Below are 20,105 nucleotides of genomic sequence, written 5' to 3'. Positions count from 1 at the left end.
AAGGCCAGTTCACGCCCGGAATCTGCCCGTTTCGTCAATTCTCCGAGTTGGCAACCTGAACTGAAGCGATCGCAGAACTATTTGGCTGACCTAAAACTTTGCAACGAAACCCAAACCCACAATGGCACATTGAGGCCAGTGGGGGCGTCTACACCTTCAAAGGGTAGTGATATTTGGTACCCTGCCCTCTTTACGCTCATAATCAAAAACTTTTGCGCCTTACCCTGAAGACACACTCAAATCGCTATCACATCTGATAAGTATCACTTATCATGAATGATTGAAATTTGCCGCGAAGCGGTGCAGAATGTGCCCCATGAAGCCGCCTACCCCCTATCTTCCAGCTGCCTCCCCTGCCCTGTCGCAGGCAGATCAGGACGCCCTGACCGATCTCTATATCCGCGGCACACCTGCCAACACGCTGCGGGCTTATGAGCGCGATCTGCTTTATGTGACAGCGTGGAAGACGGCCCGGTTCGAGCTGGCGCTGCGCTGGCCCGAGAGCGAGGCCACAGCGCTCGCCTTCATTCTCGATCACGCCCGCGATCTGAATGACGCACCAGAAACGGATGTGGCGCGCGAAACCGCAGAAGCGTTGATTGCTCAGGGATTGCGCAAGTCCCTCGCCTGCCCTGCCCCTTCGACGCTGGACCGGCGCATCGCCTCCTGGCTGGCCTTCCACCGGATGAAAAATCTGCCCTCCCCGTTCGATGCGCCACAGGTGAAACAGGCCCGGGCCAAGGCCCGCCGCGCCGCCGCCCGGCCCCCTGCCCCGAAATCCGCCCATCCGATCACTCGCGAGGTGCTCGAACAGCTGCTGGCCACCTGCCGCGGCTCGCGCCGCGATTGCCGCGACCGGGCGCTGCTGATGCTGGGCTGGGCCTCGGGCGGACGGCGTCGCTCGGAGATCACCGGACTGATGCGCGCGGATGTGGCGCTGACGGAGTTTGACACATCAGGCGTGATCTGGATCTCCCTGATGGAGACTAAGACCACGCAAAAGGGCGAGACACCCCGACTGGTGCTCAAGGGCCGCGCGGCGCTGGCGCTGGTGCATTGGATCGAGGTGGGCGGGATAGAGGATGGCCCCCTGTTCCGCCCCATCTCCAAAGCCGATAACGTTCTGAAGCGCCGCCTGAGTCCGGATGCGATCTATCAGATCGTCAAGCACCGGTTAAGACTGGCTGGACTGCCCGAGGACTTCGCCTCGCCCCACGGGTTGCGCTCGGGTTTTCTGACACAGGCCGCATTGGATGGCGCCCCGATCCAGGCTGCCATGCGCCTTTCCTTGCATCGCTCCATGGCCCAGGCGCAGAAATATTACGACGATGTCGATATCGCGGAAAACCCGGCGGCAGATTTGTTGGGTTGAGGAAATACGTCATCAGCTCCATTGGCTCCCTGCCCTTCCCAATTACTTGTCTTGGTGCTCAAGCCGCTACTTCCTTGCGCCAACTACTCGCTGGGAAAAGCTCAACTCGAGGCGGAGCATTCAGAAGGGTTTTGTGCACGCGCCTACTTTTTTGCACGCAGAACTTCATCGGCAATAGTAGCCCGGGAACCGCTTCAACAAGGTTTACAGCTGTAAACCAATTTGCTCTGATGCAAAGCGTATGTAGTTTGCAGCTTTGTAGAACCCACAATATAAGCGAAAATCCTTGACTTAGGGCAATGAATCACGGCTGTTTGTCTCAAGTGGCGCAAAAATGACCACATTCGTTAATTTGAGGCAACTACATGATTCCCGTGACACCACTTGCGGCAGAACGACCATCAGCTCTCGCCACGGAAATTTCTGAGAGATTAAACTCGGCTATCCGGGAACATCTTCTTGCGGCATTCGCCCCTGACAACACCAAATCATTACGCAACTTTGCAGCCCCAGAGGCGGCCGAACTCTTAGGTGTCTCAGGTCAATTCATGCGTAAGGTCCACGCAGAAGGAACGATTCCGGAACCAAAAGACGTGCGCAGCGGTCGACGTTACTATACCGCGCATGAGCTTTGGGAGGCTCGCGAAACGCTTGAGAAAACTTCTCGCAAAAAGGGGCGCTATATCCCTCGTCGGACTGAAGGAGAGAAACTCCAAGTCTGGCAGTTGATGAACTTCAAAGGTGGGAGCAGCAAGAGCACCACAACAATTCACTTGGCTCATTATTTTGCGCTTCGAGGTTACCGTGTACTGGCCGTTGACCTGGATCCACAAGGCTCGCTTACATCCATGTGCGGCATCAGCCCTGAAATAGAGTTTGACGGGCTGACGATTTACGATGCCATTCGGTATGAAGATCCGGTAGATATGTCGGACGTTGTGCTTCCGACATACTTCCCCGGTCTGTCTGTAGCACCGTCACGGCTTGTTCTTTCCGAATTTGAGACAGAATCTGCCGTTCACTCCAACCCGGACCATCCGTTCTTTACGAGAATACGGAATGCCTTGGCCCAGGTAGAAGGCGATTTTGACCTTGTTCTGATTGATAGCCCACCTCAACTCGGATTCTTGACAATAGCCGGGATGGCCGCCGCCAGTTCATTGCTTGTGCCACTGACACCTTCGATGCTGGACGTGTCTTCTACGGCTCAATTTCTCGAACTCGCTGGTGCTTACATGGCAGTCATTGAAGATGCCGGCGCGACGCTCGAATACGACAACTTCAAATTCCTGATAACGCGCGACGAGCCGACAGACGTACCGTCTCAACAACTGGCTTCGTTCATGCGAGCACTGTTTCAGGATCGCGTTATGTCAGCTACGGCCCTCAAGAGCACCGCAATCAGTGACGCCACAATGCTCAAACAATCAATTTACGAGGTCGTGCGGTCGGAAATGACACGCGCAACTTATGATCGAGCAAAGAACTCAATGGATGCGATCGGTTCTGAGGTACAGCAAATGATCCATCAAGCATGGGGACGCAGCTAATGGCTAGAAAATCGCTTCAGGAGATGTCTGGGATCGCAAACACCATCGCGCGCTCTAGCCCCAAGACCATTGACAAAGCCCCAAAACCCAATGCGCCTGCACTTGGCGCGCTTCAGGGCTCCTTGGCCGCAATCAGGGAAATTGACCCTGCTCTGATCGACGATTGGGGGCCAGCCGATAGGCTTGGTGAGTTTACAGCTGTAAACACTGACGAAGAAGACGATAGCTTTGAAAGCTTGATGTCGAGTATCCAAGACGGTGGCCAACAAGTTCCCATTCTTGTCAGAAAATCGAAATCCGACGGTCGATACGAAGCAATTTATGGGAGGAGGAGGCTCAAAGCCTGTCGTGAACTCGGTATTAGAGTCCGCGCCAATGTTCAGGATATCGACGACGCTTCAGCGCTTCTCGCCAAAGGGCTTGAGAATGCTGCGAGGCGCAATCTTTCCTTCTACGAGAAAGCACGTTTCGCCGAGGCGATCCTGACTTCCGGGCATGACTCTGCAACGGTGCGGCAAGTATTGAACCTTTCGAAATCAGGGCTGTCTCACCTGACAAAAGTTACGCAACATGTTCCTGCAAAGATTGGTGACATGATCGGCGCAGCCCCAAAATCAGGCCGCCCAAAATGGACCATGCTTGCAGAACACTTCGTTGCAGGCAAGCTGGCGGGAGATGAAGCGGCAAACCTGCTTGCAACCATTGAGCCATCAATGTCGTCAGATGATCGGCTGGAAATGCTCCTAAAAGCAGCTGCCAAACGTGGTGCACGACAAAGAGAAGGTGCCGCCGAACTCAGCCCAATTGAAGGAGTTACAATCAGATCCACCAACGGATCACTAACAGTTTCGGTCAAAAGGACCGGAGCTAACGCTGACTTCGCTAGCTGGTTGGACAAAAACATGGCTGAAATCATCAAGCGCTCACACGCTGAGTTTACAGCTGTAAACGCCGAGAAAAAGAACTGAGGACGAGCAGAAAGGAGGAAGGCAAACAAACAAAACCCCCGAAACCGGAGCTTCGAGGGCTGCTGCGCAAAGCGCAATTCTTAGATTAGACACCTAGAATCTAGCAGCACCCGAATCGCCACACAAGAAAAAACGCTCTTGAGCGAACGGGTAATTTTTGTCTGCCGATAGATAATCATGAAAACAGTAGCAGCATTGGCTCCAAATGGAGCAACCTTGTCGGGGACGGCAGGGCAGGGGAGTAGTACACCCAAAAAATGGATACTTCTTCGCGCCGTTGAAGAGGCCAGAGAACCTCTTGGGTTGAAATCCACAACTCTCAATGTCCTGAGAGCCATGATTTCTTTTGTGGGCGGTGATCAGATTACTGCGGACCAAGATGATCATCACATCTGCTTCGCTTCCAACGCGGCGATCGCCAAACGGACGCATGTCAGCGTGCAGACAGTTGAGCGTCATATCTCGACGCTGGTTGAGCTTGGACTTATCCGCCGCGTAATGAGCGCAAACGGTAAGCGATGGGCGCGCCGGGATCGACAGGGCAGGGTGGTCACCGCAACTGGGCTCTCCTTGATGCCCTTGTCTGAACGGCACCCTGAGTTCATCCAGGAAGCCCAGAGGCACGCTGATCGAGTTCTGGAGTTCACTGTACTCCGTGACAAGGTTTCCGCCGCTCTGGCACGCCTTAGGGAACTCGTAGCAAATGACACCGCGGTCTCCGATTTGATGACCACCGTACGCAATGCTCTGCGTCGCAAACCAGATGCGAATGTACTCTGCGAGCTATTGGCAGAAATCTCTGTGGAAATCTCAGAAATAACACAGACAGATACAGAAAAATTGAGGGACAGTGACAATGAAATTGAGGGGCACAAAGAGGACTCTTTGAATCCGGAAGTTAAGAAAGAAAAACTTTCTCAGATTCAGGTTTCTCCAGACCAAATGGAGCGCAGTTTTCCACGGCTATGCTCAGAGCTACGCTTTGCAAAAGATCAGCACCACTGTGATCGGCTTATGGATGATATCGCAGAGTATCTACGGCTTGGCCAAACCTGGTATGCAATGAAATCAACGTTTGGCCCAGCTATTCGCTTCATCGTTCTCGGGTACATCTGTCAGCGTGCTGAGAACATACAGTCTCCAGGGGCTTATCTGATTTCACTACTGGCCAAGATTGAAAAGGGAGAACTATCTCCAAGCGCAATGCTGACGCGGACCTCCAATGGTTCGTAGGTTTTTTGAAACAGGAAGAGATTTTCTGTCGTCAGCTTATACTTCAATCCAATGTTTGGATTGAACGGTTCGGGAAGAAGTGAGCTATAGGATTGACCTCTATGGATCATAAAGTAATAAATAATGAGTTATAGACTGGATTCTTATACCTCACGATGTGGAACTGGCAGAGCCCTGATTGGCCGACATTTCGTTACGATGCCTCAAGACTCGAACCATACGAGCAACAGTTCCTGTTGTCCTCAGGGGAAGTGCTTGGAGCGGTACATCATGTGAACCGGGCAGATCGTGATCAATTGCGTATCGACCTGCTGAGCGAAGAGGCGATGAAAACCAGCGCGATCGAAGGTGAGATGCTGGATCGGCTCAGCGTGCAATCATCCCTGCGCCGACATCTTGGACTGGCTCCCGACAGCTATCCGTCCAAACCGCGCGAGCAGGGCGTTTCCGAAATGATGGTGGACGTTTATTCCAACTATTCAGAACCACTGTCACACGACACCCTGTTTCAGTGGCATGACATGCTTCTGTCCCATGACAGGCATCTGGAATCGATTGGATCATACCGGAGCCATGAGGATGCGATGCAAATCGTCTCAGGCAGGCTAGACCGTCCAACGGTTCATTTCGAAGCGCCACCTTCACGTCAGGTTCCGGCTGAAATGGACCAGTTCGTAACCTGGTTCAACCGGACCGCACCGGATGGTCCCGAACCATTGCGTGCACTGATCCGGGCAGGATTGAGTCATCTTTATTTCGAGAGCATTCACCCCTTTGAAGACGGCAATGGCCGGTTGGGTAGGGCGCTGGCTGAAAAGTCCCTGGCACAAAACATTGGTCAGCCGAGTCTGATTGCACTTGCTTTCACGATCGAGCGAGAGCGGAAGGCATATTATGATCAGCTTGAACGCCATCAAAGGACGCTGGACGTCACGCCATGGCTCGTTTGGTTTGCCGAGACAGCCCTTACAGCACAGCAGGTGACGCTTGAGCGGGTCGGCTTCTTTATTACCAAGACGCATTTTTACGATCGGTATCGTGATCAGTTTAACGCCCGCCAAAGCAAGGTAGTCGCCCGTTTGTTCAAGGCTGGACAGGACGGGTTCAAAGGGGGGCTCAGCGCCGAGAACTATATCTCTATCACGGGAACGTCGCGCGCCACGGCGACGCGGGATCTGCAGGACCTGGTAGAAAAGGGGGCGCTGAGCCGAACAGGTGAACTCAGATACACCCGCTATTGGTTAAAGTTGGATTGGGAAGGTTAGGGGGGTGAAGTACGACACGAAGGGCGGGAACCTGACCTTCGCTGCGCTTAGTGCCAATGACCGCAATGCGGACATTGCTGCCCTTGACAGGAAGAGCCTAAATGTCGGCTAACCGCGGTCTCTCTAGGCTGGGCGTATTCCATTCAATGGCGGACATCTGCTTTTCTTACCTTTCTCGATTTTGCAGATGACAAAGCTCCGTCGCTGCTGGTATCTGGATAAAGGCGTGCGCATCACAAATTGGAGAACCGTCAATGAACTGCGCAGGTTGGCTCATTGGCTGAGAATGGGCACTGGCACCCCAAGACTTATCCGGTCACGCAATTGCTCATTCGGAGTTGAGAATGTCAGGTTTCGCACAGACAACCCCATCGGTTCTTGGAAACGCGAACGCACCTTGGGTGTTGGACGGTAGAGCGGTCGCCGAAAACCTCGGCGTGAACCCTGAGACGGGATTGAATCCGGACGAGGTGGCCAAGCGGCTTTCAACACACGGTACAAACCGCTTGGAAGAGACTGCAACAGTTCCGCCATGGAAGATGCTCCTGCGGCAATTCGCAAGCCCGCTGCTGATCATCCTGATAGCAGGTGCTCTTGTCTCGGCCTATACGGGGCATTGGGTTGATGCGATTGCGATATTCGCGATCGCCGTCTTTAACGCCTTCATCTCCTTCTGGCAGGAATATAAGGCCGAGCAGTCCTTGGCAGCCCTGCGGGAGATGTCTGCACCGCAGGCCTTCGTGCGCCGCGGCGGCGAGATCGTCGAGGTACCGGCGGCGGATCTCGTGCCGGGCGATATTCTGCGAGTAAAAGCCGGTGACATTCTGGCCGCCGACATTCGCTTTGTCACCGCCAGCCGGATGCAGGTCGACGAAGCCGCGTTGACGGGAGAATCCGAACCGGTCGACAAACATGCCGATCCGATCGAGGACGAAGACGTCGTTTTGGCCGATCGTCTGAATATGGGCTTCATGAGCACGCAGGTCACTGGCGGCGCTGGTGAAGGCATTGTCGTGGGCACCGGAATGGAGACCGAGGTCGGTCACATCGCTGCCCTCATGTCCTCTGCGAAAGAGCCAAAAACCCCGCTGCAACTCAAGATCGAGGGCCTTTCCAAGGTGCTGATCACGGCGGCCCTGATCGTGGTCGCCATCGTGATCGGCATTGGCGTGGTCAATGGAATGGATGCGGCTGAGATGCTGAACACGGCAATCTCGCTGTCGGTCGCGGCGATCCCGGAGGGCCTGCCGACAGTAGTCACCATCGTTCTGACGCTGGGATCACAAAACATGGTTGCCAGCAACGCCTTGGCACGACGGCTTTCCTCTGTAGAAACGCTCGGCGCGACCTCGGTGATCTGTTCAGACAAGACCGGCACGCTCACGCAGAACCAAATGCAGGTGATGCAATGCTGGGCCGGTGGCAAGGACTGGGAAGTGACCGGCGAGGGGTTCGATCCGCATGGTGAGTTCCGTTCCGAAGACGGCAGCGTGGCCGAGATCGAGGCCGAAACGGATCTTCGGCAGATGCTGGCCGTCTCCGCCTATTGCAACGATGCGCGTATGGTCGAGGCTGACGGGCGCCCGGCGATCCAGGGCAACCCGACTGAGGGCGCTCTGGTCGTGGCCGCGGCCAAGGTCGGGATTTCCCGCGAGAAGTTGACAGAAGCGCGGGTCGAGGCGCTTCGGCAATTCCCCTTCGATTCAACGCGCAAGATGATGTCTGTCTTCGCTCGATTGCCGGATGGGCGCACTGTACTCGGCGCCAAGGGGGCGCCTGATGTGATCCTGTCAAGGGCGAGCCATGTCCGCATGGCCGGGGAAACGCTTGAGATCTCCCCGGCTTTGCGGGAAGAGATCGAGGCGGTGATCGACAGTTTCGGCGAGAAGGCGCTCCGGACCCTCGCCGTGGCTTATCGGGAGGTGGCAGAAGAGGATCTGGACCATGCCGATCCCGAGCAGCGGATCGTACTGCTTGGCATTCACGGCATCATGGACCCGCCGCGCAGCGAAGTACCCATCGCCGTTTCGGAGGCAACCGGGGCCGGCATCCGAACGGTGATGATCACCGGCGACCACGCCGTGACCGCCCAAGCGATTGCGGAACAGATCGGCATTCGCACCAGCGACACGCAGACGGTTCATACCGGGGTCGAGCTCGACCAGATGAGCGATCAGGATTTGAAAGAGATGGTGCAGCACGCGGCCGTCTTTGCCCGGGTGACCCCGGAGCACAAGCTGCGCATCGTCAATGCCATGCAGGAGAATGGCGAGGTGGCGGCAATGACCGGGGATGGCGTCAACGACGCGCCCGCTCTGCGAGCGGCAGATATTGGTGTCGCCATGGGCATCACCGGCACGCAGGTCGCCAAGGACAGCGCTGCCCTCGTGCTGCTCGATGACAATTTCTCCACCATCGTGACGGCAGTCCGCGAAGGCCGGCGCATCTTCGACAATCTTTTGAAATTCATTCGGCAGGCGCTCACCGCCAACGTGGCCGAGGTCTCAACGATCCTGTTCGCCTTCCTACTGATGGGGGCAGACCCGCTCCTGCCGATCACACCGCTGATGATCCTCTGGGTGAATCTTGTATCGGATGGGCTACCGGCTCTGACACTCGGCTTCGAGAAAGCGGAACCCGACCTGATGCAGCGCCCACCGCGCCCGCGCGACGATAATCTGTTCGGCGGCGGAATGAAGGAGCGGATCCTGATCCGGGGAACGCTGCTCGGCCTGCTGACCTTTTATGTCTTCCAGGAGTTTCTCGAACGAGGCGCCTCCTTGGAACACGCCCAGACAGCAGCGTTCATGACACTGATCTTTGCCCAGATCTGGCATATTTTCGACGCCCGAACGACCTCCACGCTCTACCGCAAGTCGCCGCTCGGCAACCGCACCTTGCTTGGAGCGGTGAGCATTTCCATATTGCTGTCTCTTCTCGCCATTTATACCGGCGCTGGACATTTCGTGCTTGGAACAGTTTCCCTGCCTCTGTCGCATTTGCTCGGAGTGTTCTTCATCGCCGCACTGCCCACGCTTCTGTTGTCTGCGCTGAAGGAAATGTTCGGACTGAAATGGCTCTGACGCTACCTTTGCTTAGAACGGCACTGAAGGTGCTAGAATGGACATCCTGAAGCACCCATTCGTTGTCAACTTCTTGGCAGAGGGTCTGCATTGTGCCTGGCCAGCATTCCGCCCACAAGGATGTCAGAGGAAGTTAAATTTTATGGCCTGATAACCCATACGCACGATCTAGTGACGCGCAGCGCGCAGTGTCGACCCCGGTGTCCCATAGAAGGCATTACAATCAACAAAGCCTATTCTTCGGGCCTAGTGAAACTGTGTTTCCCCCGCCTCTAGCGATACTGTCGTACCTTTTTCACCGCGAACGGCTGCAGGAACATCGGCTAGGGCGCAAATGATCGCACGACCGCCCGAGGATCGCACAAAGTCTTGTGCCGCCTGAACCTTGGGGCCCATTGACCCGGCGGGGAAGTCGTATTCGTCCAAAGCATCTGGCGTGATGGACCGAATGCCCTTCTGATCGGGCGTTCCCCAATTGAGGAACACAGCCTCGGCGTCCGTTGCAACAACAAAGAAGTCTGCACCAAGATTCTGTGCCAGCAAACAGGACGCGAAATCCTTGTCGATGACGGCTTCGACCCCGACCAGTTTCCTTTCAGCGCCTGCCTCGTACATCGTCGGGATGCCGCCTCCGCCAGCAGCGATCACGGTCGCGCCCTTTTCCAGGATCCAACGGATCGGTTCGACCTGAAAGATACGTTTCGGGCGCGGCGAGGGCACCACGCGCCGCCAGTACTCGCCATCCGGTTTCACCGTCCAGCCCTTGTCAGCCGCCTCTTTCTTGGCGTCCGCTTCGGAATAAACCTGCCCGATGAACTTGGTAGGGTTGTCGAAGGCCGGGTCGCTTGGGTCTACCTCGATCATGGTCAACAGGGTGGCGATATGATGCTCGAAAGGCAGAATGTTACCAAGCTCCTGCTCGATCATGTAGCCGATCATGCCCATCGTTTCGCCGACCAAAACGTCCAGCGGGTACTCCTCGACATCCGTATACATGATCTCTTGCAGGGCCAGCATCCCGACCTGCGGGCCATTGCCATGAGTGATGACGGTTTCGTGCGCTTCGCAGAGCGGGGCGAGGGCTTCGGCGGCAATCTTCGCGTTCTTGCGCTGATTGTCCGCTGTCATCGCCTCCCCCCGTTTGAGAAGCGCGTTGCCGCCAAGTGCTACAACAACGCGTCCCATGGTTCAGGCTCCCAATGTCGCGACGAGGATCGCCTTGATCGTGTGCATCCGGTTTTCGGCTTGCTCGAACGCGATGTTCATATCGCTTTCGAAGACCTCCTCGGTCACTTCCATCTCGGTGATGCCAAATTGTTCGTGAATGTCCTGACCGACCTTGGTCTCAAGATTGTGGAAGGCTGGCAGACAGTGCATGAACTTGACGCTCGGGTTGCCCGTTTTCTTCATCAGATCCATGTTTACCTGATATGGGCTCAGCAGTTTGATGCGCTCTGCCCAAACCTCTTTCGGCTCACCCATTGATACCCAGACGTCGGTATGAATGAAGTCCGCGCCTTCGACCGCAGACGTATCGTCCGTGATGGTCACACGTGCGCCTGTCTTTTCGGCCCGCTCCATCGCCAATTCGCGTACGTCGTCATGGGGCTGGGTTTCTTTTGGCGAGATCATTCGAACATCGCAGCCCATGATCGCGCCCAGCATCAAAAGCGAATTGCCCATGTTCGATCGGCAGTCACCCGAATAGGCATAGACAATGTCCTTGCGGGGCTTGTCAGCGTGCTCGATCATGGTCTGCATATCGGCCAGCATCTGTGTTGGATGCCAATCGTCCGTCAGGCCGTTATAGACCGGGACGCCGGCATAGTCTGACAGTGTCTCGACCATGTCCTGTCCCGCACCGCGGAATTCAATCCCGTCGAACATACGTCCCAGAACACGGGCGGTGTCTTTCATCGACTCCTTGTGCCCGATTTGCGAGCCCGACGGATCGAGATAGGTGATGTTCGCACCCTGATCGTAGGCGGCCACTTCAAATGCGCAGCGGGTGCGTGTCGAGGTTTTCTCGAAGATCAGGCAGATGTTCTTGCCGGTCAGCGACGGCTGCTCGGCGCGGGCGTATTTCGCGCGCTTCAGGTCGCGGGCCAGATCCAGCAGATACAGCATTTCACGCTGGCTGAAATCGGCAATTTTCAGATAGCTACGGCCTTTGAGATTGAATGCCATTTTATCTCTCCCTAACAAAAATCAGAGGGCGCAGGGGGCTGCGCCCATGGTAAATTCAATAGGCGGGGTCGCGGTCGATCGGGCAGGTCATACAGTGGCCGCCACCACGGCCGCGCCCAAGTTCTTGACCCGAGATTTCGATCACCTCGACGCCGGCTGCGCGCATCTTGCCATTCGTGAACGTGTTGCGCGCATAGCCGACAACAACACCTGGCGAGAGGGCGACGACGTTATTACCGTCATCCCATTGTTCGCGCTCGGCCTGGAATTCGTTGCCACCTGTAGAAATCACCTTGAGCGAATTCAGCCCCAAGGCTTCCTTGTAGACGTCAAACAGGTGCCCTTTTTCCACGTGGATATCCAAATCCCCACGATCGCCGGGACGGATCGAGATACATGTGATCTGATCCGCCACTTCAGAAAATGCGGTGACCTTGTCATGGTCGAGGCATGTAAACACTGTATCCAGATGCATGGCCGCGCGGCTCTTGGGCATTGCACAGGCGACAACACGCTCGGCGCCGCCCTTGCTGAACAGCGCTTCTGCGACCTGTGCGACAGCCTGCCGGGTCGTACGCTCACCCATCCCGATGAAAACCGTTCCATTGCCAACTGGCTGAACATCTCCGCCCTCAACCGAAGCGAGGCCGAAATCGTCGTCGCTGTCGCCCCACCAGAACTCAAACTCGGCGTCTTTGAACATCTTGTGGTGCCGGTACACAGTTCGCATGATCAAGGTTTCCGGCTTACGAGCAGGCCAGAACATTGGATTCGTGGTCACACCATCGAAAATCCAGCAGGAGGGGTCTCGTTGAAACTGGGCGTTAGGGATGGCCGGAAGAATGAAATCACCCAGCGAAACAAGATCGCCGAACTGCTCATCAATCATGCCTTTGGGAAGGTCTGCGAAGACGATGCCGCCGAGCATATGCCGAGCAAGCAGCTTAGCATCCATCTCGTCCAGCCATGCGCGCATTTCGACGGAGAAGCCCAGACCGACCATGTTGGGCGTGATCAGGCGGTCCAGAAGGAAGGCGCGCGCTGCGGGGTCGTCTGCGATGGCTTGAGCCAGCAGATCCTGAATGTCGTAGACCTCGACCCCGCGTTCTCGCATCAGGGAACAGAATTCTGCGTGGTCCTTGCGGGCCTGCTCGACCCAGATCACGTCATCGAACAAAAGCTCTTCGCAATTTCGTGGTGTCAGACGATCATGCGCCAGTGAAGGGCGCGAGACGATCACCTTGTTGAGCTTTCCGATCTCGGAATGAACGCCGAGCTTCATGGCAACTCTCCTTTCGAACTATCCGTTTTCTGAATCTCTTCAATGTCATTGGCCTGGCCCCAGCGAACCCAGACATGGATAGGCACGCCCATAAGCAGCAGGACCGAGCCAACCAAAACAGTTTCGGCGCCTGAGCCGATGAAGGCCCAGACCGAATAAATGAACCCAAGCGCGCCCAGTACGATGACCTTCGCCAGTTCCGGGCCATGCAGGACCTGCCCGCCTTTCAGCCGGATCATGATCTCGGCTACGGAACAAATGGCATAGGGCAACAGGCTTGCGACAACGGCGAGCAAAATGACAAAGTTGAATGCGGCGACCAGCCCTTGCGCATAGTTCATGATGATCAGAACCGAAGCCAGCGCATTCGACAGGATTAACGCATTGGCAGGCGTTCCAAATTTGGATTTTTGGCCCAAGGCTGCAGGAAAGACGCGATCCAAGGCAGCACCGTAAGGGACCTGGCCACTGAGCAGTGTAAAGCCGTTCAAAGTGCCAAAGGTCGAAATCACCGCACCCACAGCAACAAGGACGCCGCCAACGGGACCAAACATCACCTCACCGACGGCTGCCAGAGGTGCGGCGGAAACAGCGAGCAACTCGGCAGGAATGACGCCCATCGAAACGGCGGTTACCGAGATATAGACGCTTGCGGCGATAATCACGCCGATCACGGTGGCGCGCGGGATAGTCTTTTCCGGCTCGATAACATCACCAGAGGGAACCGTCGCAGATTCAAGACCCAGGTAGGCCCAAAGCGTCAGAGCAGCCGCGGCAGAAATCGCCGTAAACGCCGTGGTGCCGCTTTGATTGACCGGAACATAGTTCTCGGTGTTGATCCAGAAGATACCCAATGTGCCAATCAATATCAGCGGAGCTAGCTTGAGCACGGTGGTCACGATCTGAACCAAACCAGCCCCTTCGACCCCTCGGATGTTGACCAAGGTGAGCGTCCAGATTGCAACCAACGCGGTCGATAGGCCGTACATTGGCACTTCGATGATAATTGGGAACAGGAAACCCAGATATCCCACCAACGCGACAGCAACAGCTGCGTTCCCGGTCCAAAGTGCGATCCAGTACCCCCAGGCAATAATGAAGCCTGCAAAGTCTCCGAATGCTTCTTGCGAATAGGCGTAGGGGCCACCGGGTTTCGAAACGACGCGTGACAGCCTTCCGAAAATGATCGCGAGAACAAGCGCCCCTGCCGAAGTCAGAATCCACCCACCAATTGCGATTGGCCCAAACGGTGCAAGTGACGCTGGTAGAAGGAACACTCCCGACCCGATCATGTTTCCAACAACCAAAGCGATACAGGCCGTCAGCCCTAGGGCACCTGATGTCGAAGTCGTCTCTGGAGCGGAGCGATCGGTCATTGCGACGGCTCAGTTCGATGTTGTGTCTGAAGTCTCGGTTGCCGGCCCGTCGATCCCCGGATCAGTTATGGCCCCAACGGTAAGTGCGGCGCAGATGATCACGGCTAGAATTACGAGCAGCGGGAAAACAAAGCGCAGCCACCGGTCATATGACACACGACCAATGGCTAGCCCTCCCATGACGACGGCAAATGTCGGGTTGAACAGGTTCACCCATCCGTTTGCTGACTGATACGCTGTAACCACCAGGTCACGACCGACGCCCGCAAAGTCTGCCAGTGGTGCCATGATCGGCATCGAAAGCGTGGCCAGCCCTGACGAGGACGGCACCAGGAATGACATCAAGATCTGAATGCCAAACATCGCGTTGATAAAAGCAAACTCGCTCAGCCCCGAGACAAACCCCTCGGCTCCGGCGAGGATTGTGTCGGTGATTTTGCCCGCGTCCATAATGACGACAACACCGCGCGCGACGCCAATGATCAGGGCAACGCCCAGCAAATCGCGCGCGCCATCAACGAAGGTTTCCACAAAGGTCCCTTCGTCCATTCTGGACCCTTCATCCGTTTTCCCGACCCACCAAACGATGATGGACATCACCAGGAAGAGACCGGACATCTCGGCCATCCACCACCCCAGCGCGACAACACCATAGATCATGATGGCGAAGGTAATCCCGAAAAGAACCAGAATGATCGAACGCGTCTTGGTCATGTCGGGGAACGTATCATCGCCTTCCGAACTCTTTAGGAAATGCGCCCGGTTTTCCTCGGCCTGATCGGCCACCACGGACAATGACGGGTCGGCTTTCACGCGTGATGCGTATCGCATGACGAATGCGATGCCCGCAGCAAGACAAAGGACAAGGATAATGAACCTAAGAACGATCCCGTTCGTGAACGGAATACCCGCACCTTGCGAGGCAACAACTGTCGCAAATGCGTTGAAGGTTGAGCCCAGGGTCCCAATGCCTGCGCCTAGCATGATCACCGCAACCCCGGTCAAGGAGTCGTACCCTGCCCGAATAAAAACCGGAATGATCAGAGCGTAGAACGCGAGGGATTCTTCGGCCATGCCATAGCTTGTCCCGCCAAAGGCAAAGGCGATCATCAGGATTGGGATCATCAGGATTTCCCGCCCTGCCAACCTGTGCAGCAACCAACCGATGCCGGCGTCGATAGCTCCTGTCTTGGTGACAACCATCAGGAAACCGCCGATGACTAAAACAAACAAAGCGACATCAATCGCCGCGCTGGATGAACTTCCCAGAAGACCAGGATCGTACATACCTGCAATCGGGGCAAGGATAACTGCCGTAAGTCCTTGGGGGTTCGGCTCGACTTCGTGGTAGGTGCCCGGGACAGGCGCTTCGCTGCCCAGAGCTTCGTTCATCTGACGGTCGTACTCACCGGCCGGAATAACCCACGTAAGGGCGGCCACGACGGCAATCAGTATGAACAGAATGGTAAAGGCGGTAGGAAATTTGAACTTGGACATATGAAACTCGCGCTGGGTGAAGCTGAGAAACTGGGCAGTCAAATATTTGAATATTTATGTCTCAACTTAGTACCAACGCGGTGACTTGTCACTTTCGTAAAACGTGAGGTTGTCGAACACATTGAACAATGTCTGCCATGGGCTCCAACCAGACCTTCGATGACACCGACGCAAACGGCCGCTTTGGGCCGTTCCGTACAAGGGAGAGTGGTGCGGAGGACCGAGCTTTCGCCGTGGATCGGGACCTTCAGTTCATGCGCGGAGCGCACTTTCGGGTCGACGGACGGTGATCTAATCTCGCGACCCGCTTCACCCCAGTTCTTGGCGGCGTTAATCTCCGGTCCGAGCAACATTGAAAGGAGGCGCCCCATGTCCCTCTTCTCCAAACTCTTCGGTGGCGGCGAAGAGTCTGAACCGGAGCCAGTCTTGTACAAAGGGTTCGAGATTTTCCCTGACCTGATGCCCGAGGGCGGCAAATACCGTTTGCTGGCCCGTATCGAAAAGACCATCGACGGAGATCGTAAGACCCATTCGGTGGTCCGGGCGGATGTGTTTGAAAGCCGGGATCAGGCCGAAAGCTTCAGTATCGCCAAGGCGAAGCAGGTAATTGACGAACAGGGCGAACGCCTCTTCAGCTCCGGATTCCAGTAAGTTGATATCCGTTGGGCGATCGGTGGATGCCATGAGTGGCTTCTTGCGCGCCACCCCTGACTTGGTCCAAGCGAGCAAGTCTGACAAAACGGTTTGGATCCGATCCTGAGGATCGGACAGTTTGCCGATGGCCGCATCGGTAAATCAAATGGGACGCTCGGCCGGCGAGTTTTACGTATCCAATCGAATGTATTTATCGAAATTTTCAGAAGTGAATGTGCGGCGGGTAGGTAAAGTCGACATCAAGGCGCATTCAGGTTCTGAATCCTTTTTGAAGAATTCATCTCTCAAAGTCATTGGACAGAAGCTCTGTAGCAAAGGATAGTGATGGCATGGAGCTGAACGCAGCCATACCTGTCCACCTGATCCACGTGGACCCTGACCTCAACATGGCGCGGTTCTATGGGATTGAACTGCAACCGACGCTGTTTGGGGAAGTGTCTGTCCTTCGGACCTGGGGGCGTATTGGCACAACCGGTCAAGCTATGAGGGTGACGTATGATGACGAAGCCCAGGCTAGTGAAGCGCTCCGAAAACTTGAGACACAAAAGCTCCGTCGAGGGTATGTGCCCGTCGGTGGTTAGTATCACCCACCAGTGATCGTAGATCTTTCCTCTCTCAACCCGGTTGAGCGATCTATTCTTTGGCCACCCGGCCAGACTGGACATGATCACCAAGATTTTCCAGCTCGTCCTGACAGGCTTCAGAAATTCCCTCTGGCAAATTGTATGCTTCAATATCTGCTTCGATCTTTCTCAAGTCAGATTCCAGTCCCATGGATTGGAAAGCATCGACTTCTCGAAGGCGGTAAATCAAACGTTCAATGAGCAAACGATGGGCCAGCATCCGGCCCAGCAGTTCACGAACTACGGGTTCTTGCATGCATCAGTTCTCCTCAACCCGCACAGTAGGCACGATCGGAATTCCGGGGTCAATTGTGGAGCTTAGCTTGAGGGGAACCTGCGAAGATGGGCGCTTGACGTTCTGTTCGAAGCGAGAAAGCGCGATGCGACTTTACCCCCATGCAAATCCCGAGCCAGCCGACACGTGATCTGCATGGATGGCGAGGTGGACCCGGCTAGATACCGGGAACACCCCAGACTTCGTACACGTTATGCTCGCTATGCCGTGTAGACTAATCGGTCACCGACAATAAGGAATGGCAGCTCGCGGGAGCCGGTGGCGATTTCGCAAACAAGCGCCGCGCCGGCCAGGAAGGCGGTGCGTCTGTCAGGAAACGGCGTGCGCTCTGGTGTTCCGACGCAGTTGGGCATTCCTGGAGGTACATGCTTGAAGGTGATGTTTGCGACCCAGCCGTTGGGGCGCTCGTCGATGTATAATCCGAGTAGGTTATTGCGTGTGGCAAATGGCGGATCGCTCGCCTCAGGTTGGGGCCCTGTCAAGCGACCGGTGGCGTAGAGTGCCCGAAGAACAAAATTCATCACACCGAAATCGTCTCCGGGTTTTTCTGTGTATGGGATCATATCGAAGCCTTTGTTTTTTGTGTTTGATTGAGGGAATGTCTCCCGGTGTGAGAATGACCTGGGAACAAATTGAAAGCGTCAAAGCGGGTTTGTTGAACTTTTTTGAAAAAGTTCGATCAGCCGATCTTTGACTGTCTCATCCGGAGCAAACCTGTCCCGGAGATATTGCCGTAAGTCATTGACTTTGGTACATTCATTCTGCGGGAGGTCCACAAATGAGGCCTGATGAATTGATTGAGAAACTTACGGAACTCCGTCCCGGTCTGAAGGATCACCTCGACCGGAATGCACCCAAGAGAAACCTGGCGCTTACATGTCGCGCAGCGCGCAAGACAGCCGGGATGACACGAGAGCAGGTGGCGGAGCGCTCTGGTCTGTCGCTGGCTGACATTGATGGCCTGGAGGCACCATCAGGGCGCTTTCCGGACAGGTCGACCGTGATGCGCTTTATGGACGTGTGCCGATAGTGGTGATCATGTTCAAAGGTAACAGGGCTGTACCCCATGTCTGATTTGGACGCCGATAAATTCGTGGAGAAGATGGCGAAACCGGGGGCGGAAGAGGAAGCTTTCTTTGCAAGACGCCAGGAACTTGGCCTTGGTGTTGGGGTTGACGCAGAAGGAAAGCCTGCCCGGTCGAAAAGCCTCATCTTCATTGACTTCGAGGCCTCGTCCATGAGCCCGAAGAGCTGGCCGATCGAAGTGGGTATCGCCCAACTCAAAGATCGCCGCGTGGTGGTCGAGAGCAAACTGGTTCGGCCACACGAAACCTGGTCTCTCGACGAATGGTCGGACAAAAGCGCTGCCGTGCACAACATTCCCTTCTCCGAATTGGAGACTGCGATGCCTGCCGATGAGGTTGCGCATTGGCTGATTGAGAGTGTCGGGGACAACATTCTTGTGAGTGATTGTCCCGAGTTCGATCAGCGTTGGCTCGAGCGACTGTTGAGCACAGTCAACGAGTCCGCGAGGCTGGAGATTCAGGACTTCGATCGGATAGCGTGGATTGCGTTTTCGCGGGAAGAGGGCGTTCTCGCGCCTGGTCAAATTGGCCGGGTGTATAAGACCAAGACCAATCGAGGCACGACCCATCGCGCCGGTGCGGATGCAGCCGATTTAGCGTATGCCTTCCGATCCGGACTGCCGAAGACGGCATCGCCGGATTTTCTGGCCCCGATGTCCGACGAGGACTTGCACCTTTGGGAAGGTGGCGATGAGGAAACCGGAGTATGAGACGCGGTTCGTAGCTTACCATCTCCCGCCGCGTGGACAGGGTTTGTTGATCGCTTTCAAAGCGGACGCAATTCTCATGGGGCTTTGCCCGCTTGAATGAATGAGTTGCTGGAACATCGAAAGCTCGGAGAAACTGAAACCGCCCCGAGTGTCTAAGCGACGCCGATTTCTCACTAACTTTTTTTAAATTGAAACTGCGTCGCTGACGTGAGTTTTCTCAAAGAACTCATATGGGTGATATTTGTCCCTCGTCGCTCTCATTTGGTCCGCGTGTCTGCGATGGCACCCGGACAAAATGAGCCAATCGAGGTTCAATGAAATCTGGTTGCCTTCAACACAAGAAGGAAGCCATCATGCCCAACACTCCCGCCCGCGAACGTTTCTCCACTGGTGATCTTGTCGCCTTTGATTTCCCATTCAGCGACGGTGGTGCAAAGACCCGCGTCTGCCTGATTGTCGCTGAAGATACCGATCTGAACGAGGTTGTTGTCGCTTATGGGACAACGAACCTGCATCTCAATCTTGAACGAAGACACGCTGTGATCCTGAATATGCAATCGGATTGGTCGGCGGCGGGCCTGCATCGGGCAACCCGGTTCCAGGTGGATCGCCGCATTCGCGTCGCAATGGATGATATGCGGTTCAAGCAGAACCGATCCCTGGGGACGGCCAAGGTTGGTCGGTTGCTTCCAAGCCGGATCCAGCAGTTAATGACATGCTACAGCCGTTTGAACCCCGTTTCTCGCGTACAGGAACGGCTGGGCATCCACCCGATACCGCAGGTGCACAACGGCCGCCGATCGTTTCTCGGTCGCCGGTCCGTACGGCACAATGCGGGTTCCGCCGCCGCCTGATGTCAGGCTTCCCGGAACGCGGTGGGCATCAAAAGAGCCAACTCAAGTCCTTACTCGGGTGTTCCGGCCAA

Annotated in this window: 18 protein-coding genes; 11 read left to right on the top strand and 7 right to left on the bottom strand. The window is 55.7% G+C overall.

Going from position 1 to position 20,105, the window contains the following annotated elements; translation table 11 throughout:
* Positions 1 to 316 precede the first annotated feature (316 nt).
* The 6 genes from ACR0B5_RS22010 to ACR0B5_RS21985 all read left to right on the top strand — a co-directional run bounded on the left by ACR0B5_RS22010 (position 317) and on the right by ACR0B5_RS21985 (position 9,471).
* Complete coding sequence (locus tag ACR0B5_RS22010; protein WP_480543469.1) at positions 317 to 1,372, top strand: tyrosine-type recombinase/integrase; 1,056 nt, start codon at positions 317 to 319, stop codon at positions 1,370 to 1,372.
* Positions 1,373 to 1,737: 365 nt separating this feature from the next.
* Positions 1,738 to 2,922, top strand: coding sequence for a plasmid partitioning protein RepA (repA, locus tag ACR0B5_RS22005; RefSeq protein WP_480543467.1), 1,185 nt, complete (start codon positions 1,738 to 1,740; stop codon positions 2,920 to 2,922).
* Entirely contained in the window at positions 2,922 to 3,890 is a 969-nt protein-coding gene (gene repB / locus ACR0B5_RS22000; protein ID WP_480543465.1) for a plasmid partitioning protein RepB, read from the top strand. Before repA ends, repB begins: the two co-directional genes overlap by 1 nt.
* A gap of 177 nt (positions 3,891 to 4,067) precedes the next feature.
* The gene (locus ACR0B5_RS21995; RefSeq protein WP_083445375.1) at positions 4,068 to 5,123 is read left to right on the top strand and encodes a helix-turn-helix domain-containing protein; all 1,056 of its coding nucleotides are present in this window, start codon (positions 4,068 to 4,070) and stop codon (positions 5,121 to 5,123) included.
* Between the two features lie 155 nt (positions 5,124 to 5,278).
* On the top strand, positions 5,279 to 6,388 hold the full coding sequence (locus tag ACR0B5_RS21990) for a Fic family protein (RefSeq protein WP_029622280.1): 1,110 nt from the start codon (positions 5,279 to 5,281) through the stop codon (positions 6,386 to 6,388).
* A 344-nt stretch (positions 6,389 to 6,732) separates the two neighbouring features.
* Complete coding sequence (locus ACR0B5_RS21985) at positions 6,733 to 9,471, top strand: cation-translocating P-type ATPase (RefSeq protein WP_480543462.1); 2,739 nt, start codon at positions 6,733 to 6,735, stop codon at positions 9,469 to 9,471.
* Between the two features lie 246 nt (positions 9,472 to 9,717).
* On the opposite strand, the gene arcC is transcribed toward ACR0B5_RS21985, so the two are convergent.
* The 5 genes from arcC to ACR0B5_RS21960 are packed head-to-tail and all read right to left on the bottom strand — an operon-like array spanning position 9,718 to position 15,813.
* Entirely contained in the window at positions 9,718 to 10,656 is a 939-nt protein-coding gene (gene arcC / locus ACR0B5_RS21980) for a carbamate kinase (RefSeq protein ID WP_480543460.1), read from the bottom strand.
* A 3-nt stretch (positions 10,657 to 10,659) separates the two neighbouring features.
* Positions 10,660 to 11,658, bottom strand: coding sequence for an ornithine carbamoyltransferase (argF, locus tag ACR0B5_RS21975; protein ID WP_480543458.1), 999 nt, complete (start codon positions 11,656 to 11,658; stop codon positions 10,660 to 10,662).
* Positions 11,659 to 11,713: 55 nt separating this feature from the next.
* Entirely contained in the window at positions 11,714 to 12,940 is a 1,227-nt protein-coding gene (locus tag ACR0B5_RS21970) for an arginine deiminase (protein ID WP_480543456.1), read from the bottom strand.
* Positions 12,937 to 14,316 carry an amino acid permease gene (locus ACR0B5_RS21965; protein ID WP_480526518.1) on the bottom strand — a complete coding sequence of 460 codons (1,380 nt, stop codon included), beginning with the start codon at positions 14,314 to 14,316 and terminating at the stop codon, positions 12,937 to 12,939. The genes ACR0B5_RS21970 and ACR0B5_RS21965 overlap by 4 nt, the downstream gene beginning before the upstream one ends.
* Before the next feature lie 9 nt (positions 14,317 to 14,325).
* Positions 14,326 to 15,813, bottom strand: coding sequence for a YfcC family protein (locus tag ACR0B5_RS21960; protein ID WP_480543454.1), 1,488 nt, complete (start codon positions 15,811 to 15,813; stop codon positions 14,326 to 14,328).
* A gap of 369 nt (positions 15,814 to 16,182) precedes the next feature.
* Between ACR0B5_RS21960 and ACR0B5_RS21955 the strand changes: the two genes are divergently transcribed.
* Positions 16,183 to 16,464 carry an HlyU family transcriptional regulator gene (locus tag ACR0B5_RS21955; RefSeq protein WP_480543452.1) on the top strand — a complete coding sequence of 94 codons (282 nt, stop codon included), beginning with the start codon at positions 16,183 to 16,185 and terminating at the stop codon, positions 16,462 to 16,464.
* Positions 16,465 to 16,796: 332 nt separating this feature from the next.
* On the top strand, positions 16,797 to 17,048 hold the full coding sequence (locus ACR0B5_RS21950) for a WGR domain-containing protein (protein ID WP_170662864.1): 252 nt from the start codon (positions 16,797 to 16,799) through the stop codon (positions 17,046 to 17,048).
* A gap of 52 nt (positions 17,049 to 17,100) precedes the next feature.
* Here the strand turns inward: ACR0B5_RS21950 and ACR0B5_RS21945 are convergent, their stop codons facing one another.
* Entirely contained in the window at positions 17,101 to 17,346 is a 246-nt protein-coding gene (locus ACR0B5_RS21945) for a hypothetical protein (protein WP_170662866.1), read from the bottom strand.
* A 239-nt stretch (positions 17,347 to 17,585) separates the two neighbouring features.
* Entirely contained in the window at positions 17,586 to 17,948 is a 363-nt protein-coding gene (locus ACR0B5_RS21940) for a hypothetical protein (protein ID WP_480543450.1), read from the bottom strand.
* A 215-nt stretch (positions 17,949 to 18,163) separates the two neighbouring features.
* Between ACR0B5_RS21940 and ACR0B5_RS21935 the strand changes: the two genes are divergently transcribed.
* From ACR0B5_RS21935 to ACR0B5_RS21925, 3 genes are all read left to right on the top strand, one after another.
* Positions 18,164 to 18,415, top strand: coding sequence for a helix-turn-helix domain-containing protein (locus tag ACR0B5_RS21935; RefSeq protein WP_480543448.1), 252 nt, complete (start codon positions 18,164 to 18,166; stop codon positions 18,413 to 18,415).
* Positions 18,416 to 18,451: 36 nt separating this feature from the next.
* Positions 18,452 to 19,180, top strand: a complete 729-nt coding sequence (locus ACR0B5_RS21930; protein ID WP_480543446.1) for a 3'-5' exonuclease — start codon at positions 18,452 to 18,454, stop codon at positions 19,178 to 19,180.
* A 353-nt stretch (positions 19,181 to 19,533) separates the two neighbouring features.
* Positions 19,534 to 20,034: a hypothetical protein gene (locus ACR0B5_RS21925; protein WP_480543444.1), complete on the top strand. Its 501-nt coding sequence runs from the start codon at positions 19,534 to 19,536 to the stop codon at positions 20,032 to 20,034.
* Positions 20,035 to 20,105 lie beyond the last annotated feature (71 nt).

This window comes from Ruegeria sp. AG1, assembly GCF_056541705.1.
Note: the sequence above shows the minus strand (reverse complement) of the source record. Positions and strands in the feature narration are given on the sequence as shown.

Bases quoted from the DNA above. Each gene is read 5' to 3' on its own strand.
- ACR0B5_RS22010 (WP_480543469.1), top strand. From the start codon at position 317: ATGAAGCCGCCTACCCCCTATCTTCCAGCTGCCTCCCCTGCCCTGTCG.
- repA (WP_480543467.1), top strand. From the start codon at position 1,738: ATGATTCCCGTGACACCACTTGCGGCAGAACGACCATCAGCTCTCGCC.
- repB (WP_480543465.1), top strand. From the start codon at position 2,922: ATGGCTAGAAAATCGCTTCAGGAGATGTCTGGGATCGCAAACACCATC.
- ACR0B5_RS21995 (WP_083445375.1), top strand. From the start codon at position 4,068: ATGAAAACAGTAGCAGCATTGGCTCCAAATGGAGCAACCTTGTCGGGG.
- ACR0B5_RS21990 (WP_029622280.1), top strand. From the start codon at position 5,279: ATGTGGAACTGGCAGAGCCCTGATTGGCCGACATTTCGTTACGATGCC.
- ACR0B5_RS21985 (WP_480543462.1), top strand. From the start codon at position 6,733: ATGTCAGGTTTCGCACAGACAACCCCATCGGTTCTTGGAAACGCGAAC.
- arcC (WP_480543460.1), bottom strand. From the start codon at position 10,656: ATGGGACGCGTTGTTGTAGCACTTGGCGGCAACGCGCTTCTCAAACGG.
- argF (WP_480543458.1), bottom strand. From the start codon at position 11,658: ATGGCATTCAATCTCAAAGGCCGTAGCTATCTGAAAATTGCCGATTTC.
- ACR0B5_RS21970 (WP_480543456.1), bottom strand. From the start codon at position 12,940: ATGAAGCTCGGCGTTCATTCCGAGATCGGAAAGCTCAACAAGGTGATC.
- ACR0B5_RS21965 (WP_480526518.1), bottom strand. From the start codon at position 14,316: ATGACCGATCGCTCCGCTCCAGAGACGACTTCGACATCAGGTGCCCTA.
- ACR0B5_RS21960 (WP_480543454.1), bottom strand. From the start codon at position 15,813: ATGTCCAAGTTCAAATTTCCTACCGCCTTTACCATTCTGTTCATACTG.
- ACR0B5_RS21955 (WP_480543452.1), top strand. From the start codon at position 16,183: ATGTCCCTCTTCTCCAAACTCTTCGGTGGCGGCGAAGAGTCTGAACCG.
- ACR0B5_RS21950 (WP_170662864.1), top strand. From the start codon at position 16,797: ATGGAGCTGAACGCAGCCATACCTGTCCACCTGATCCACGTGGACCCT.
- ACR0B5_RS21945 (WP_170662866.1), bottom strand. From the start codon at position 17,346: ATGCAAGAACCCGTAGTTCGTGAACTGCTGGGCCGGATGCTGGCCCAT.
- ACR0B5_RS21940 (WP_480543450.1), bottom strand. From the start codon at position 17,948: ATGATCCCATACACAGAAAAACCCGGAGACGATTTCGGTGTGATGAAT.
- ACR0B5_RS21935 (WP_480543448.1), top strand. From the start codon at position 18,164: ATGAGGCCTGATGAATTGATTGAGAAACTTACGGAACTCCGTCCCGGT.
- ACR0B5_RS21930 (WP_480543446.1), top strand. From the start codon at position 18,452: ATGTCTGATTTGGACGCCGATAAATTCGTGGAGAAGATGGCGAAACCG.
- ACR0B5_RS21925 (WP_480543444.1), top strand. From the start codon at position 19,534: ATGCCCAACACTCCCGCCCGCGAACGTTTCTCCACTGGTGATCTTGTC.